This window comes from Xenorhabdus sp. SGI246, from assembly GCF_040838225.1.
GTDB classification, from domain to species: domain Bacteria; phylum Pseudomonadota; class Gammaproteobacteria; order Enterobacterales; family Enterobacteriaceae; genus Xenorhabdus; species Xenorhabdus indica.
The window spans coordinates 1-16,996 of the sequence record NZ_JBFPEZ010000002.1 but is presented as its reverse complement, the minus strand read 5'-3'; the positions used below and the strand labels follow the sequence as shown (position 1 = coordinate 16,996).

The 16,996-nt window shown below is 50.1% G+C and carries 9 protein-coding genes; all 9 read left to right on the top strand.

Annotated elements, in window-relative coordinates; all coding sequences use genetic code 11:
• Positions 1-5: 5 nt before the first annotated feature.
• Positions 6-2,654, top strand: a complete 2,649-nt coding sequence (gene tssH, locus ABLA85_RS00195; RefSeq protein WP_367960318.1) for a type VI secretion system ATPase TssH — start codon at positions 6-8, stop codon at positions 2,652-2,654.
• Entirely contained in the window at positions 2,654-3,478 is an 825-nt protein-coding gene (locus ABLA85_RS00190; RefSeq protein ID WP_367960317.1) for a Fis family transcriptional regulator, read from the top strand. The genes tssH and ABLA85_RS00190 overlap by 1 nt, the downstream gene beginning before the upstream one ends.
• Positions 3,475-4,179, top strand: a complete 705-nt coding sequence (gene vasI / locus ABLA85_RS00185; RefSeq protein ID WP_367960315.1) for a type VI secretion system-associated protein VasI — start codon at positions 3,475-3,477, stop codon at positions 4,177-4,179. The genes ABLA85_RS00190 and vasI overlap by 4 nt, the downstream gene beginning before the upstream one ends.
• 5 nt (positions 4,180-4,184) lie before the next feature.
• Positions 4,185-5,645, top strand: a complete 1,461-nt coding sequence (gene tssA / locus ABLA85_RS00180; protein WP_367960314.1) for a type VI secretion system protein TssA — start codon at positions 4,185-4,187, stop codon at positions 5,643-5,645.
• 68 nt (positions 5,646-5,713) lie between these two features.
• Positions 5,714-9,259: a type VI secretion system membrane subunit TssM gene (gene tssM, locus ABLA85_RS00175; RefSeq protein ID WP_367960587.1), complete on the top strand. Its 3,546-nt coding sequence runs from the start codon at positions 5,714-5,716 to the stop codon at positions 9,257-9,259.
• 79 nt (positions 9,260-9,338) lie between these two features.
• Positions 9,339-10,682 carry a VasL domain-containing protein gene (locus tag ABLA85_RS00170; protein ID WP_367960312.1) on the top strand — a complete coding sequence of 448 codons (1,344 nt, stop codon included), beginning with the start codon at positions 9,339-9,341 and terminating at the stop codon, positions 10,680-10,682.
• A 31-nt stretch (positions 10,683-10,713) separates the two neighbouring features.
• Entirely contained in the window at positions 10,714-12,627 is a 1,914-nt protein-coding gene (locus ABLA85_RS00165; protein ID WP_367960311.1) for a type VI secretion system tip protein VgrG, read from the top strand.
• A 117-nt stretch (positions 12,628-12,744) separates the two neighbouring features.
• Positions 12,745-13,164, top strand: coding sequence for a DUF1795 domain-containing protein (locus ABLA85_RS00160; protein ID WP_367960309.1), 420 nt, complete (start codon positions 12,745-12,747; stop codon positions 13,162-13,164).
• Positions 13,165-13,176: 12 nt separating this feature from the next.
• On the top strand, positions 13,177-16,996 hold a 3,820-nt coding region (locus ABLA85_RS00155; protein WP_367960307.1), incomplete at its 3' end, for a PAAR domain-containing protein.

Here is a 16,996-nt window from a genome sequence, read left to right as displayed (position 1 = left end):
TCGCCATGATTCAGATTGATCTGCCCACTCTTGTAAACCGTTTAAACCCGATGACCCGTCATGCACTGGAAGCGGCGGCGGCATCCTGCGTCAGTCAGCAGCAACCTGAGATCACGGTTGCTCAGCTACTGTTTCAAATGATCGATACACCACTCAGTGATGTGCGTTTGATCCTTAACAAAGCAGACGTCGATAAAGATCTGCTGAAAGAGCAACTCGATCAGGTGGTCACACATCATCAGGCGATTGTACAAACTTATCCGAACTTTTCTCCAATGCTGGTGGAATGGTTACAGGATAGCTGGCTGCTGGCTTCCACTGAGATGCAGCATAGCGAACTGCGCAGTGGCGTAATGCTGATTGCCCTGTTGTTTAGTCCTCTGCGCTATCTGGCTCCGCAATCTGCGCGTCTGCTGGCGGGCATTAACCGTGAACTGCTGCGCCAGAACTTTACTGAATGGACAAATGGCTCTGCCGAACAGCCTTTCAGTGTCAGCGATAAAGAGGGGCAAGGTGTACATCCGGCAAACAGTGACAGCCTGTTGGCGCGCTTTACCCAGAACATGACTGAGCAGGCGCGTCAGGGCAAACTCGATCCGGTACTGTGCCGTGATAATGAAATTGACCTGATGATCGACATTCTTTGCCGCCGTCGTAAAAACAATCCCATCGTTGTGGGTGAGGCGGGTGTAGGTAAAAGTGCCCTGATTGAAGGATTAGCGCTGCGGATTATCAACGATCGTGTACCGGATAAACTGCGTAACAGCGAATTGCTGACTCTGGATCTCGGTGCGTTGCAGGCAGGAGCCGCAGTCAAAGGTGAATTTGAAAAACGTTTCAAAGGCATCATGACTGAAATTCATCAGTCATCTGTACCGATCATCCTGTTTATTGATGAAGCCCATACCTTGATTGGGGCAGGTAATCAGGCGGGCGGGCTGGATATCTCCAACCTACTGAAACCTGCACTGGCGCGTGGTGAACTGAAAACCATTGCTGCAACGACATGGGGCGAGTACAAAAAATACTTTGAGAAAGACGCGGCATTGTCTCGTCGTTTCCAGTTGGTGAAAGTCTCTGAGCCTAGTGCAGAAGAAGCAACCATCATTATGCGTGGCCTGAGAGCCATCTACGAGCAGGCACATGGTGTTCTGATCGACGATGAAGCACTGAGAGCATCAGCCGTATTGAGTGACCGTTATCTCTCTGGTCGTCAGTTGCCGGATAAAGCGATTGATGTTCTGGATACCGCTTGCGCCCGTGTAGCCATTAACCTGACATCGCCACCGCGTCAGATTTCTTCCCTGACGACCGAACTTCATCAAATGCAGATGGAAATCGATGTGCTGGAAAGAGAACAACGGATGGGGCTGAACGAACATGCAGAAAGACTGGAAGAGCTGCAAAACCAGCAACAAGAGATCCAGGAACAACTGACCACACTGGAAAGCAGTTGGCAGCAACAGCAGGAACTGGTGAAGCAGATCATTGAATTGCGCAGCCAACTGTTATCTGGTGATGAAGCAGAAAATAATGTGAGCGAACAGGAAGAACCTGCGACAGAACCCGCCGATGAACCCTCTCTGATCGAAAAACTGGCTCAACTCAACGCACAATTGGCTGAACTTCAGCAGCAACAAACACTGGTTTCTCCGCATGTGGACAAAACCCAGATTGCCGCTGTTATCGCTGAATGGACGGGGGTTCCGTTGAACCGTTTGTCACAGAGCGAATTATCAATCGTGACTGAATTGCCTATCCATTTGGGCCAAAACATCAAAGGGCAGGAAATTGCTATTCAATACCTGCATAAACACCTGTTGACTGCGCGTGCTGATCTGCGTCGTCCGGGGCGTCCTCTGGGAGCATTCCTGTTGGTAGGGCCAAGTGGCGTCGGTAAAACCGAAACAGTATTGCAACTTGCCGAACTGATGTTTGGTGGACGTCAGTACCTCACGACAATCAATATGTCTGAGTTTCAGGAGAAACACACGGTTTCACGTCTGATCGGTTCTCCTCCGGGTTATGTGGGATACGGAGAAGGCGGCGTGTTGACCGAAGCTATCCGTCAGAAACCTTATTCCGTTGTCTTGTTGGATGAAGTGGAAAAAGCTCACCCGGATGTATTGAATCTGTTCTATCAGGCATTCGATAAAGGTGAACTGGCAGATGGTGAAGGCCGTATCATCGACTGTAAAAACGTTGTGTTCTTCCTAACCTCCAATCTGGGTTACCAAACCATTGTTGATTACGCCGAACAACCAGAGCAGATCAATGATCAGCTTTACCCGGAACTGGCGGCATTCTTCAAACCTGCCCTGCTAGCTCGTATGGAAGTGATCCCTTACCTGCCGCTTGGCCATGAAACGCTGAAGACTATCATACGGGCCAAGTTGGACAGACTGGACAAACTGTTGTCACAGCGCTTCAACGCCGAAGTCACCATCAGCGATGATGTGGCAGAAGAGATCCTGCAACGCGCTACCCGTGCGGAAAACGGTGCCCGTATGCTGGAATCCATCATTGATGGTGCACTGTTGCCACCGGTTTCACTATTGCTATTGCAGAAAATGGCAACAGGCACCCCAATCAGTGCCATTCGGTTAACCGTGGCAGAGCATGAGTTCCACGCAGAGGTTGAGGAGGCAGAGTAATGAAACAGAGGCTGAAAAGCGCGTTAGCGTTATTGGAACATAACACCATTGAACAACTGGTTGACCACTTTTTGCTGGTGAGCCAAAGCTCGCGTTTTGATGCCCTTTTGGTTTTCCTGCTTAACATCAATGAAAACAGGCTGGAATGCTGTAATTTGCCAAACATCAATCTGCCAGATCTGAACTTACCAGAACATCAGCAAACCAACTCACGCAGGCTGCATGTGGATATTGATGATGTCAATAACCCATTGATACAAGTGTTGCGTAAGGGAACCCCAACGTTATGGGATTCCCTTAACCACGGGGTACGTATTGACGATATTCACTTTCGCACATTCATTGCAGAGTTGCCGCATAACTGCGGGTTGTATGGCATTCCTCTGTTTGACTACAACGAACAGGCTTGCGGTGTTATTGCCATTTTTGCCGAAAATGTCAGCCATTTTACCAGCAATGAAAACATGTTCGGCATCTATTGCCATGTTATGCAGCACCGTCTGAAAAAGTTGCAGGAGCTTGAACAACTGCGTGGGCAGTTACGCCAGATCCGTCAGATATTTCAGGTCCAGCGCCAAAAAGAAAAACAATTGGATGAACTGCTTGCCTCCCTGAGTGAATCGAAAAACTCAAGGGCAGGCAGTATCTCCGTGGATTACAGTCACATCGATAATCTGCCAAAGGCCATAGAAGAATTTGAAAGTGCCGTGTTGGTTCAACGTCAGCGTCAGTACGGCAATGACACCAGACTGATTGCTCAAAGTCTGGGCATTGCTCAGCGCACGTTGGTTTACAAACTGGCAAAATACGGGTGTAGATTATGAATATTGTTTTAATTATCAGTTCATTACTTGCGTCATTGGCAGGCGACCCCAAACTTGCGGAGATGGCAGGGGAAAAAGAAATCGCAGAGTCCACGCCACAGGAAGTGATTGTGCAAGAAGTGGTTGTACAACAGGAAAAACAATTGGATGCACTGCAACAATGTCGTTTTGAGCCATCTCCTCTTATCCGACTGGCATGTTATGACAGGGAGTTGGATAACCTTAAGGTCAATACCTTGCCAGTGACGCTGGAAGACATGGGACCTTTGTGGCGGCAGGCGATGGAGCAGGAAATGCAACGTACCGATTATTCCACCGGTTTCATCGTCACACAGGGAGAAAACGGTACAACCCGGATAATCCTTACCACTCCTGCAATCGGGGTTCCGCCACCGCGTCCTGTCTTGATGTTGAGTTGCATTGATCGCATCACCCGTTTGCAGGTAGCTCTGCCTAAACCGGCGGAGTCGGGGGAGGTCACTATCATGACAAACAAAACCCAGTTTAAAACAGAATGGTTCCTGCGGGAACGTGGTTACTTATGGGAATCCAGCCGTGGCTTGCCGGGAATTGATGAAATCAAACGCTTAATGGGCAGCGATCAGATGACTATCACACCAAAGCAAGGTAGCCAGATAACCTTTAACATTTCTCAGTTGGAGCAGGCCGCGAAACCATTGCGCGAAGCCTGTCGTTGGTAATCGACATGGATATCAGAACACAATTCGACTGGTTCGGCTCCCTGCTGGCCCCACTGTCCGACGAACAAATTGGCAAGGCTCTGGATGACAATGAGCCCGCATGGGAATTTATTGATGGTGAAATGATTAAATTCGGCTCGCTATCGCATGGCTCGCTGGATATTGGAGAAATTCAGCGACAGGCTCTGCAACTTTTCAGCGAAACCAGCAAAGATTTTCGGTTGATGGTGCACTTGCTGCGAACTCTGCAACACGCAGGGCATCCTGCTGAATTGCTCTTGGCGATGGAGCTGCTGACTGAGTACGTGAAAAACTACTGGGAAAAAGCATGGCCAAGCAAGCCATTGTTAAAGCGCCGTCTTGCACAGCAGGTGATCAAACGTTTTGATTCTGCTCAGACAGGCTTTACAGAGCAATCCAGCAAAAATCAGCGAAATGATGCTCAAGGGGTATTAGCTCATCTTGCACAGTGCTGGCACGCCAGCGAACCGGATCTGGCAAAAGAAGTTGATCAACTGCGTACCCGTTATAACCGTCAACCAGAAGCAGGCGCAGCACCATTACAACCTGTTTCTGCGGCATCAACGGCACCCAAAGCGGCGCCTGAAGCACATTCATATCAGACAGATTCACATCAGGTAAATGAAATTGCACCGATGCCGGAAGTGGACGTCAATAGCTCCAGCGAAAAAGCGTGGAAGCAGACTCTGATGACGGTTTCAGATCTGCTTTGTGAACGATATCCCGAATCACCTATCGGCTATTGTCTGCGCCGTCATGCCGTCTGGCATACCATCACGACAGCACCCATGGCGAATGCCACGGGCAAAACACCGTTGGCACCAACTTCTGCGGATCGCACTGCTGATTATTTGTCAAGGCTGCCAACAGCAGATAACAAACTGCTGACTCAGATCGAGCAGAGCCTGACGCTTGCGCCTTACTGGCTGGATGGGCACGCTATTGCGGCTCAGGCAGCGTTACAACTGGGCTATAAAAATGTTGCACAGGCCATTCGTAACGAACTGAATGCGTTTTTAGAACGGTTACCCATATTAAAAACCTTAAGTTTTTCCGATATGAGTCCGTTTATTTCTACAGAGACCTTGAATTGGCTGACACCTGAACCGACTGCATCAACCGGAGGCGGTTCGGTGTCTGCTGATCAGGAAGCTATCTGGCAGTGTTTCCAGCAACAAGGGCTGGAAGCTGCCCTGAAGATGCTGGAAGAGCACCAGCAACAACTCACGGAACCCCGTGATCAATTCTATGGTCAGTTGCTCAATGCTCAACTTCTTGAAGAAGCTGGCATGACAGCACTGGCAAAGCAGCATTACCGGAATTTGTTACACACTGGACAACACATGTTATTGACTCAATGGGAACCCGGCCTGCTAACTTTACTGGCTGAAAAAATCCCTTCGCTTGATAAGGATACTGCTTCAAACAGGAGCGTTAACCCATGAAATGGCCCTCTTTGTCATCAATCTCTCAATTGAAATCGATTTTGCCGGCGCTAGGGAAATTTAAATCCATGCCGCGCCTTAAGGCAACAACAGCACTTATTCTGGCGCTTATTCCCTGCCTGCTTCTGATAGCGGTCTGGTGGTGGGGACCGGAATGGAAGATACGTGAAGATTTCCCGCTGGAAAGCCTTGCTGCCCGTTGGTTGGCGACGGCCATTATCATTATGGCCGTGCTGGGTTGGATCGGCATGAAAGCATGGCGTCGCTTGCGTCAGCTTGAAAAACTGAACCTTGACGTTGAACTGAAAGTGGTTGATCCGGTACGTGTAGATATTGAATACCAAGACCGTTACCTTGATCACTGGAAATCTCAGTTACAGCGCCACCTGGACTCCTACAACTACCTGTATGAACGTCCGTGGTACATGGTGATCGGTAGCCAACAGAGCGGTAAAACCTCCCTGATTAAGGAAGGTTACAAACTGTCTGAAATTGCTGCACCAGAATATCTGCGTCAGGACGGGGAAATCCCTCTGTTGCTGCGTTGTTGGTTGGGGGAAAAAGCCGTCATCATTGACCCCAGAGGCCGTCTGATTGACCAGCCCATTCCGCTGAACAGTGACAAGCCGCAGATCAACAGTCGCTTGTGGGAAGCTCTGCTGAACTGGTTATCGGAAAACCGCCAGCGTCAGCCGCTTAACGGGATTATTCTGACCGTAGATACCTTGCGTTTGCTGACAGATAACCGCGAACAACGGGATCGTTACGTGCGGGAAATCCACCAGCGTTTGCAAGAAATTCGTCTGACTTTCCACAGTCAGTTGCCGCTCTATCTGGTAATGACCAAGATTGACCTGTTGCACGGTTTTGAGGCGATGTACCAGTCACTGGATCGTAAACAGCGTGATCAGATCCTTGGTGTGACTTTCAGTCTCAACAATCACCTTAGCAGCCGTGATGAAAAAGCATGGCGCAGTGAGCTGGAGCAATTCTGGCAACAGTGGATGAACAACCTGAACGGTGCAATGCCGGATATGATGCTGAACAGTGTTGATGCCAACCAGCGCAGTGCATTGTTCAGTTTCACCCGTCAGATTCAGGGACTGCACAGTTATATCGTGCAGATGCTGGAAGACATCCTGTACAACGACGAAAACCATCGTCCGATGCTGCGCGGAGTTTACCTGACTTCCGCCCATCAGGTGGGACAGATGGACGATATATTTACTCAATCGGCTTCGGCACAGTATCACCTCGGTACGCAGGCGTTTCCGACATGGCCGACGGGTGACACTTTGCCATACTTCACTCAATCCCTGTTTGAAGACGTATTGCTGGCAGAACCGAATCTGGCGGCAGAAAACCGTATCTGGCTGAGTCGCAATCGTCGCCAGTTATACACCTTCTCCACGGTTAGTGCGCTGGTCATACTGACAATGTGGGGTGGCTGGCATTACTTCTACCAGAAAAACTATCGGGCCGGGGAAGAGGTACTGGCAGAGGCGAAAAAATTCCTCTCTGTACCTGCTCCGAAAGGCGATGACAACTACGGTAGTCTCCAACTGCCATTGCTGAACCCGATTCGTGACGCAACATTGGCTTACGGCAACTACTATGAGAACAAATCCTTCCTGACGGATATGGGGTTGTATCAGGGCAGCAGGGTAGGGAAGAAAGTGGAAAACACGTATCTGAATCTGCTGGAGCAGCATTTCCTGCCATCTCTGATGCGTGTTCTGTTGGATGACCTAAATAAGGCGCCGGCAGGCAGTGAGGAAAAACTCGAAATTCTGCGTGTCATGCGCATGATGGAAGATGAGAGTAAACGTAATAAAGGGTTGGTGGCACAGTATATGCGTGAGCGCTGGAGTAAAGCGTTCTATGGTCAGCGCGATGTGCAGGATGCCTTGCTGACCCACTTGAATTACGCGTTGGATCTTTCTAAATGGAAAGAGAAACGTGATGCAGGCGATCGGGAGGCCATTGATAGCTTCGCTCCGTTTGCAAAACCAATCCGACAAGCTCAGCAGGAGCTGAGTACGCTCTCCGTCAAACAACGGGTTTATCAGAACTTGCGTATTAAGGCTCAGGATACGCTGTCAGCGCCTATCAATCTGCGTGATCAGATAGGGCCGAGCTTTGACAGCGTGTTTGTCGCCAGTAACGAAAAACGATTAGTGATACCTCAGTTCCTGACCCGTCATGGCCTCATGGATTACTTCGTTCAGCAGAGTGATAAGTTGGTGGAGCTGACCGAGATGGATAGCTGGGTGCTGAACTTATCGAAGAATAAAGATCAATACAAAGAGCCGGAGCCGTCACAGCGTAAAGACAATTACAGTAAGGCAGATCGAGATAGGATCGAAAGTGAAATCACTGAACTGTATCTGGCAGATTACACCGCAACATGGCGGGCAGCGATGAACAACCTCGAAGTCCGTGATTTTGAGGATTTGCCACAGGCTATCAGTGCCATTGAACAGGTGATTAGTGGTGAACAGCCTATCAAACGGGCATTACAAATCCTGAGCGATAATACCAACCCGCCGATGCTCGACAGCTCATTGAGCAACACGGAAAGAAATGCGTTGTTGGAGAAGAAGGATTACAGCTTATTGACAGATATCAGCCGTGGATTTGCACAGGAAACCGGCGTATTGATCGAGCATGGTGATAAGGGCAGTACATTGCAAAGTGTCTACCAGAAATTGATGGCATTGCATCGTTATCTGCTGGCTATCCAGAATTCACCAACTCCCGGTAAGGCGGCACTGCAAGCAGTTCAGATGCGTCTGGATAAGAACAACAGTGATGCGATTTTTGAAGTACAGCAAATGGCGAAAAATCTGCCTGAGCCATTGGATCGCTGGATTGGGGAGCTGGCTAATCAGGCGTGGCGTGTGGTGATGATGGAGGCAGTACGCTCACTGGAAGTGGAATGGCAAGATACTGTCGTCAAACAGTACAACACCTATCTGGCTGGCCGTTATCCGTTCAATCCAGATGCTAAAGAAGAAGTACCATTAAGCGAATTTGAGCGCTTCTTCCGTCCAGACGGCACACTGGATGCTTTCTACAAGCAGAGTCTGAAACCGTTTGTGGCGAACAACCTCACTACGGGTACGGATGGTCGTGAATTGATCCGTCCTGACGTATTGAAACAATTGGAGAATGCGAACCGCATTCGCACCACCTTCTTCTCACCACAAAATGGACTGGGAACTCAGTTTGCCATTGAGCCAGTGAATCTGACCGGTAACAAACGCCGGGCTCTGCTGAACCTTGATGGTCAGTTGGTGGATTATACCCACGGCCGCAGTAATGTTGCGCGTCTGATATGGCCGAACACCATGCGTGCGGGTACAGAAAGTAAGCTGACTCTGATGCCGGACAGAAGCAACCAGGCACCGCGTTCTATCAGCTATGTGGGGCCGTGGGCGCAATTACGCTTGATTAACAGCGGCAAGCTGACCAATGTTCAACCGGGTTCCTTTGATGTGCGCTTTAGCGTAGAGGGGGGTGATGTGACCTACCGCATCTACGTGGATGAATCGGACAATCCGTTTGCCGGTGGGTTGTTCAGCCAGTTCAAACTGCCGGATACCCTCTATTGAGTTGAAGGTGTGGGTAAGTCTTGAAAGCAAAACTTCCCCTGCCTTCGGGCAGGGTTTTTTTTAAGGAGAAAAAACAGACATGAGCGGGCACCCTGAAAATCTCATTATCCGGGCGGGTGGCAGTCCACTGAACTTGCCGGAATTCGCGGTTATCCGCGACGAAATCAACAAAACCAGTCATCCATCACAACCGGAAGTGAACTGGATGCTGGTGGAGTCGCTATCACTGACGTTGTTCAAAACCAATGGCGTCGATTTACAGACGGCGATTTATTACACCTTAGCCAGAATGCAGCTAAATGGACTGGCGGGATTCACTGAGGGCTGTGAATTGCTGGCGGGAGTTATCGTCAGTGAATGGGATGATTTGTGGCCGCCACAACCGCAGGTACGCACTGATTTGCTGGAATGGTTTCACAACCGTACTGGTAGCATACTGCGTCAACTGGACTTTGCCGCTAGTGACCTGCGGATGATTTATCGTGCTGAGCGGGCACTCCAGCTTATTGTTGACCGATTACAGCAATCCGACCTGAAACGCCTACCGAGAGTGGAGAACTTACTGTGGTTCTTCCAGAACGCGGCGAAAAAACTGGAAAAACCACGACAGGCCGCGAAACCGGTACAACAACCGGTACAAATGCCACCATTGGTCTACCTATCTAAATCCGAATCAGAGCCGGAAACATCACCATCTTCTCTACCGACGCATACTGAAAGTATTCCGACGGATAATCAGCAGAGGGTCAAAGTACAGTTCCCTGAACAACCGCCACACGGCCTGACAGCATGGCAGGGCTTTGGGCTTGGAGCATTGTTGGGGATATTGGTACTGATAGGGTGTTGGTTGCTGCTCTATAAGCCGTTACAACAGCAACTGAATGCCATTACAGAGCAACCCGCCGGCTCACGGTTGGCGTGGCTGTACCAGCCAGCCTTAACAGACTACGCATTCCAACTTGAGCGCTTGGCAGAGACATCGCCACTCGCCACATGGGATGCTGCCCGGACAGTGACAACAACCGCTGAGAAACAGTGGCCCCAATCGGCAGAGCAGGTTAACGCCACCCGTCACTGGCAACAACAAATGACTGCCCGTATCGATAGCGTACCGTTGAAAGGCAGTTGGTACACTACTCGTGATCAACTCCAGCAACTGGCGGACAAAATTCTGTTGCAAGAGCGCACTCGTGGCAGTTTTACCCTCTCTTATCTTAAGACTGCCATTTACGATATCCAGCGCAGTCACGGCAGCGAAGTACCACTGGAAGAGCTGTTGCGCCAGTTGAGCACGCATGTGGAAAAAGGTGAAGCTGTTCCGCCTGTACTGATGAAAGGAATCGATGACCGTTTTAATGCTCTGCTCGGCCGTTATGACCGCCTGCGTCATGCGACTGAACAACGTAATCGTGCTGCTAAATAAGTCGGTGGCGAATAAACCAGGGAGACATGCAATGTCAATAGAGAAGAATATAGCTAAGTTACAGAAAGGACAGTCCCTTGCTCAACAAGGGCAACAGGTTGTGGACATGTTGGGAGGTAGTGCACCCAGTGGCCTGCAATTCACGCTAACCGCAGGAGGGTTGCCACCGCAGACCTTTGTTGTCACTGATTTCACTTTGAATGAAAGTTTTTCCCAACCGTTCAATTTGAATGTAGGATTGGCGAGTGCTGATCCAGCTATCGATTTTCCAACAGTACTGGATCGCACAGCCACACTGACCATTTTACAGGATGGCGTTGAACAACGTAGCATCACAGGGATCGTATCCTACTTTGAACAGGGTAACACCGGGTTGCACCAGACCACCTATCAGATGACTATTCGCCCTGACCTATGGCGTACAACCCTCAGACAGAACTCGCGCATTTTCCAGCAACTGGATATCTCCGCCATCATCACCACCATCCTGAAAGAGCATGGTATCCGTGACGTCGTATTCAGTCTGCGTCACCCGCACCCTGAACGGGAGTTTTGTGTCCAGTATCAGGAAAGCGACTTCACTTTCTTGCAACGCCTGACCGCTGAAGAAGGTATTTTCTATTTCTTTGAATGCGGCAATGGCCGTAACACACTGGTCTTTGCTGATGATGCCGGTTCCGTACCTCCAGGTATTGTTATCCCTTATCAACCGGGTGAAGCCAGCACAATCGGAAAACCTGCCATCACCAGCCTGACATGCAGTGCACAAGTGCGACCGGCGCAGGTGCAACTGAAAGACTATACCTTCAAAAATCCTGCCTGGGCAGCCGAATTCCGGGCAGAGATGAAGGAAGACACCTTGCAGGAAAGGTATTACGAGCACTATGACTATCCGGGACGTTTCAAAGATGAGGTTCATGGTGAAGCCTTTACCCGCTATCGTCTCGAAGCTCTGCGCAACGATGCCGTAATGGGGCAAGGCAGCGGCAACGCCATCGCCGTCCAACCGGGTCGCTTATTCACCCTATACAATCACCCGCGTGCTGACCTTAACCAACCGTGGCAGGTGGTAGGTGCGAGCCATTCCGGCAGCCAGCCACAAGCAAGGGAAACCGCCAACAGTGATACAGGTACTAACCTACATAGCCAGTTCCATTTTATCCGCCATAACCAAAGCTGGCGCCCGACTCCGTTGCCGAAGCCCGTTATCGACGGCCCACAGATTGCCAAAGTCGTTGGCCCGGCAGGGGAAGAAATTTTCTGCGACCAGTACGGTCGTATCCGCCTCCAGTTCCCGTGGGATCGCTATGGACAGAGTGATGATCAGAGCTCTTGCTGGATCCGAGTTACACAGCCGTGGGCGGGGCAAGGTTGGGGAATGCTGGCGATACCGCGTATTGGACAAGAAGTGGTGGTGGATTTCCTGCATGGAGACCCAGATCAGCCGATAGTCACCGGACGTACTTATCACGCCAGTAATATCCCTCCGGGCGCGTTACCGGGCAGCAAAACCCAAATGGCATTCCGTTCCAAGACCCATAAGGGAGAGGGCTATAACGAGTTATTGTTTGAAGATTCCAAAGGCAGCGAGCTGCTTTCATTGCATGCACAGAAGGATATGAGCACGACAGTACTCAATGATAGGACTACCCGAGTGACGCATGACCACACAGAAAGTGTCGGCAACAATCAAGTTATTACCGTGCGTAAAGACCGTCATAAAGAGATCGTTGGTACGGAAGTAAGCAGCATTGGTACACGACAAGTGACAGTGGAAAAAACGAGCGTGCTCAGCGTTAAGGGAGCAATCACGATTCAGTCTGTCGAAGAGGGTATCCACATCGGTAATACCAAAGGAAGTATTTCGATAGACAAGGAAGGAAACATTCACATTACCGGAGAGACAGTGATTATCAACGGCCAGAAGGTGATCACTCTGAACTGATACCCTGCCTGACAGTGAATATACCGGGAACCAAATCAAGCCAGTCAAACATTATTGTGTTTTGGCTGCGCCGCTAATCGCATTGACAATTTTAGAAAAGGTGAAAAAGGAAACACTATGAGCGCACACTCTTACCAGATGAACGAAGGCACCCTGAACATTCCAACTGGCTGGCGTGATGAATCAATGCATGTTTTTGTTCTGCCCGATGATAGTGGGGTCAATCTGGTGATTAACCGGACTCCTGTGCCACAAGGAACCGATATGGTGGCGTATTATGAACAAACTCTGACGCAGTTTACGACTCATCTGCCTGGGTATCAGGAACATCAGCGGTTGCAAATTGAACTCAGTGGTGAATCAGCCTGGCGGCTGGATTATCACTGGCAAAGCCCAGAAGGTGAAATGCACCAAACAGTGGTGTTGCAAATTAGGGGTTGCCAGTTATTGGCTTTTAACCTGACATCCCCACAACCCTTTGATGAAGGGCAACGTAACGCATTACTGGCGGTAGTCAACAGTTTTCAGGCCGTGTGACAGGAGGTCAAAATGGGGCTGGGTGACGAAATAGTAACACGGATTGCCCGTGTGGGGGCAACTCATGCGGTAGGGAGAGTGATGCCACCGTCACAACCAAGAGGACCAGCAGCAGCCCGCAAAGGAGACGCTATCAAGCATTCGAGTTTTTTGGGAGCATTGATGGGGGTTGTAGCAGGTGCGTTGATTGGTGCAGCGGTCTTTGCTGCTGCTTCGGCATTGGTGGTAGGAACAGGTGGGTTGGCGACTGTTGCGGTACTGGCATTAGGTACAGCGGGTACACTGGCATTAGGAGGTCTTATCAGTGATGTCAGCTCGGCGGTGGCCAATATGGTGGACAGTTTTGGGCCGCCGGATGGCGTAATAGATGGCGGTTCATCGAATGTACTGATTGAGGGCAAAGAGGCAGCACGGGCTACGGTTGATTTAGCAAAATGCAGCAAACACCCACCGCCGCTGATAGCACAAGGCAGTGAATCAGTCTTTATCAATGGAGAGCCGGCGGCTCGCGTAAATGACAAACTGGTGTGTGGTTCCACTATCAAGAGTGGTGCAAGTACAGTCTTTATTGGCTCTGGTCAGGGGACTTATCTGGAAGTACAAGAGGAGTTTTCTGGCTGGCAACGTGCTTTGTTGATAGCGGTAGAATTTTTGGTGCCACCGTCGAGAGGAATAGCAAAGGGGATTGGCAAACTGCTAACCAAAACGGGCAGACAGGCCGTTCTGAAAGGCGCTATCAAAGGAGCGAAGACAGCCGGGAAGATTATTCGGGGTGAGACGCGGAGTTGTGCCAAAATTGCTTTTAAGGAAACCCAGGGATTAAAACGTTATTGGGCCAGTACGAAAAAATTCTTTACCGGTGACCCAATTGATGTGACAACAGGAGCTCTGTTTGATCAACGCACTGATGTTGAATTGGGGCAGACTGTGCCGCTGCAATTTACTCGTAGCTGGTCACCGGGACAGCGAGGATTGCTAGGAGAGAATTGGTTCGATAACTTTTCAGAATGTGTCATTGTTACCGGGGATAGGATAGAAATCCTGACTACCGAAGGGGCATCACTACATTTTGCTTTGCCGAAGAGTGTTAATCATAGCACCAACCCGGAACATCCCGACTTTACCCTAAGCCGTGGAAAATCTGGATTTGTACTGAAAGAGCGTAATAACCCAGTGAGTAAATATTTTACTTTGCTGGCCCTCACAGAGAAGAAAGCCCCGGAAAGTACACAACGATGGTTACTCACTGAACATCGTGACCGCAATGGGAATGTGGTGTGTTTTCACTATAACGACACACATCAATTGGAGAAAATTACACACAGTGATGGACCTGAACTAGTACTGCTATACCGTAAAAATGGCCTGTTAGAAGAAATTCGTCGCAGTGACAATGGACTGAATGAAGTGATGGCACGTTATGGCTATCACGATAATGGTTGGTTATCGGATTCGGACAGTACTCAACAATTTCATTTGTTCTATGAATATAACGAACAGGGGCTGATCAGTCGTTGGTCTGATGGTGACCAGACGGCAGTGGATTATATCTATGATGCACAAGGGCGTTGTACCAACAGTGTGGGTAGTCGTGGTTTTTATCCAGTACATCTGACCTATGAGCCTGGCGTCACCCGCTCTACTACACCGCAAGGTCATACCACTAGTTGGTATTACAATGACCAACAGCAAGTTACTCAAGTAGAAACACCTTGTGGTCATGTTACCCATTATGAATATGACGAGTGGGGCAACTTGCGGCGGCAGATTCTGCCGGAAGGGCAAATATTGACTCTGGATTATCTGGCCGATACGGGGTTGGTAACAGCATTTACCGATGCAACAGGCGCTACGTGGCAATATCACTATGATGATTCAGATCGTCTGATCAGCATGACCGATCCGCTAGGTCGAGTTTGGTGGCAGCAGTATGATGACAAGGGTAACGCTGAATGCTTTATTGCCCCGGATGGTAGCAAAACGACACTGACCCGCAATGAATTTGGGTTGGTTGTTGCTGCTGAAGACGATACGGGGAATAAACGGACGTGGGAATATGATGAACATCAGCGTCTGACCAAATTGTTTGATGAAGAGAATCGCAGTTTGCGGTTGGGCTATGACAGCCATGACCGATTGCAACGGCTTACTTCAGGAGGCGGTGCACTATGGTTATGGGAATACGATCGCCATCATCGTGTGTCCTTAAGTGATCGTCCTAACAATAGCCTCGAACGTTTTCGCCATGACCGTCACGGTAACCTGACCGATTGGACAGATGCGCGTGGGGTGAAATGGCATATCGAATACGGGCCGTTTGACCTGCCTGTAGCCCGTGTAGATGGTGAAGGTCATCGTTGGCAATACCGTTATGATCTCGATAGCCTGCAACTACTTGAAGTCATTAACCCGCAAGGAGAAAGCTACAGTTATACACTGGATGCGGACGGACGGGTTATCACCGAAACCGACTATGCGGGAACGCAATGGCACTATGCGTATGATGGCAACGGCAACTGTATTGAAAAACGGGATGCTTTGGGCAATATCACTCGCTACGAATACGATGCTGCCCAGCGCATGACTGCAATGCATACACCGGAAGGTATCACTACCTATCGCTACGATATACTTGGTCGTTTGCTGGAAGTCATTGCACCAGAAGGCATACCTCTGACGTTCGAATACGATGATAAAGACCGCGTTGTCAAAGAAACTCAGATTCACGGGAAAATCCAACGTGATTATCCAGATAGCTCTACAGTAGAAAGATCACTTTATACTTTGGATGGGCAGCTCTGGCAGGTGAAAACAGAAGCTAACAAGGCTGGCGAACTTCGGTTATTAAGCATCAATGGCGAGCATACGCTTAACTTTGAAAGGGACGAAGACGGCCATGAATGGCACCGTCAGTCTGATAAGGGTTTTATCCTGCGTCAAGAGCACTCCCTGATGGGACAGTTGACTGCACAGCGTGCGGGGCGTAACACCGAGTTTTTTGCATCGCATGAAGTTGCAGATATTCCACAACCGACGCTGGCAGGATTGGACAGAGAATATCATTACGATGCGGTACTTAATTTAGTGGCGGCGAATGATGAGCGACAGTGGCTGCGCTATGTAGTGAACGGTAATGGACAGGTCACTTCTGTCAGTGATGGAGAACGCTTGCGGGAACACTACCAATATGATGCGTCCGGTTACCCATCCCGCCGTTTCGATGGCCTCAATGAGATAGACGGGGAGCGGCTGTACCAGAAAGGCCACCGGTTACGCCAGCTCGGCCAGCATCTGTTTGAGTATGACGATGCGGGTCGCATGACCGCTATGCAGCTCTGGCAGGAAGGGCACCGCCCGCAGCTCACCAAGTTCCGCTGGAACAGCCAGAACCAGCTTATCGGGGTACAGACACCGGGCGGCCAGCAGTGGGCCTATCGCTATGACGCCTTCGGTCGGCGTACCGAAAAAGTGTGTGAACAGTCGGGTGAGCGCACCACCTACCTGTGGGACGGCGATGTCCCGGCCGAAATCCGCGAGTACCGGCACAACCGACTGTACAGTATCCGCCATCTGGTGTTTGATGGCTGGCAGTTGCTGGCGCAGCAGGTGCAGTTTTTTACCCCAAATCCGGAAAACCGCCGCGAATTGCTCCCCGGAAATATCCAGACACAGTATGCCGTGTGTGCACCGACCGGGGAACCGCTGGCGTTGTTTGATGAAAGCGGGCACCGGGTCTGGCGCCAGCCACCCCAGAGTTTGTATGGGCTGCGTTTGGGCGTGTCGGGTGAAAATGCCGAACTGAATCCGGGCTTACAATTCGCCGGCCAGTGGC

What these genes read in the sequence shown, in the direction of transcription:
- tssM (WP_367960587.1), top strand. Translation starts at nt 5,714, where the DNA reads ATGCCGCGCCTTAAGGCAACAACAGCACTTATTCTGGCGCTTATTCCC.
- ABLA85_RS00190 (WP_367960317.1), top strand. Translation starts at nt 2,654, where the DNA reads ATGAAACAGAGGCTGAAAAGCGCGTTAGCGTTATTGGAACATAACACC.
- tssH (WP_367960318.1), top strand. Translation starts at nt 6, where the DNA reads ATGATTCAGATTGATCTGCCCACTCTTGTAAACCGTTTAAACCCGATG.
- vasI (WP_367960315.1), top strand. Translation starts at nt 3,475, where the DNA reads ATGAATATTGTTTTAATTATCAGTTCATTACTTGCGTCATTGGCAGGC.
- ABLA85_RS00170 (WP_367960312.1), top strand. Translation starts at nt 9,339, where the DNA reads ATGAGCGGGCACCCTGAAAATCTCATTATCCGGGCGGGTGGCAGTCCA.
- tssA (WP_367960314.1), top strand. Translation starts at nt 4,185, where the DNA reads ATGGATATCAGAACACAATTCGACTGGTTCGGCTCCCTGCTGGCCCCA.
- ABLA85_RS00165 (WP_367960311.1), top strand. Translation starts at nt 10,714, where the DNA reads ATGTCAATAGAGAAGAATATAGCTAAGTTACAGAAAGGACAGTCCCTT.
- ABLA85_RS00160 (WP_367960309.1), top strand. Translation starts at nt 12,745, where the DNA reads ATGAGCGCACACTCTTACCAGATGAACGAAGGCACCCTGAACATTCCA.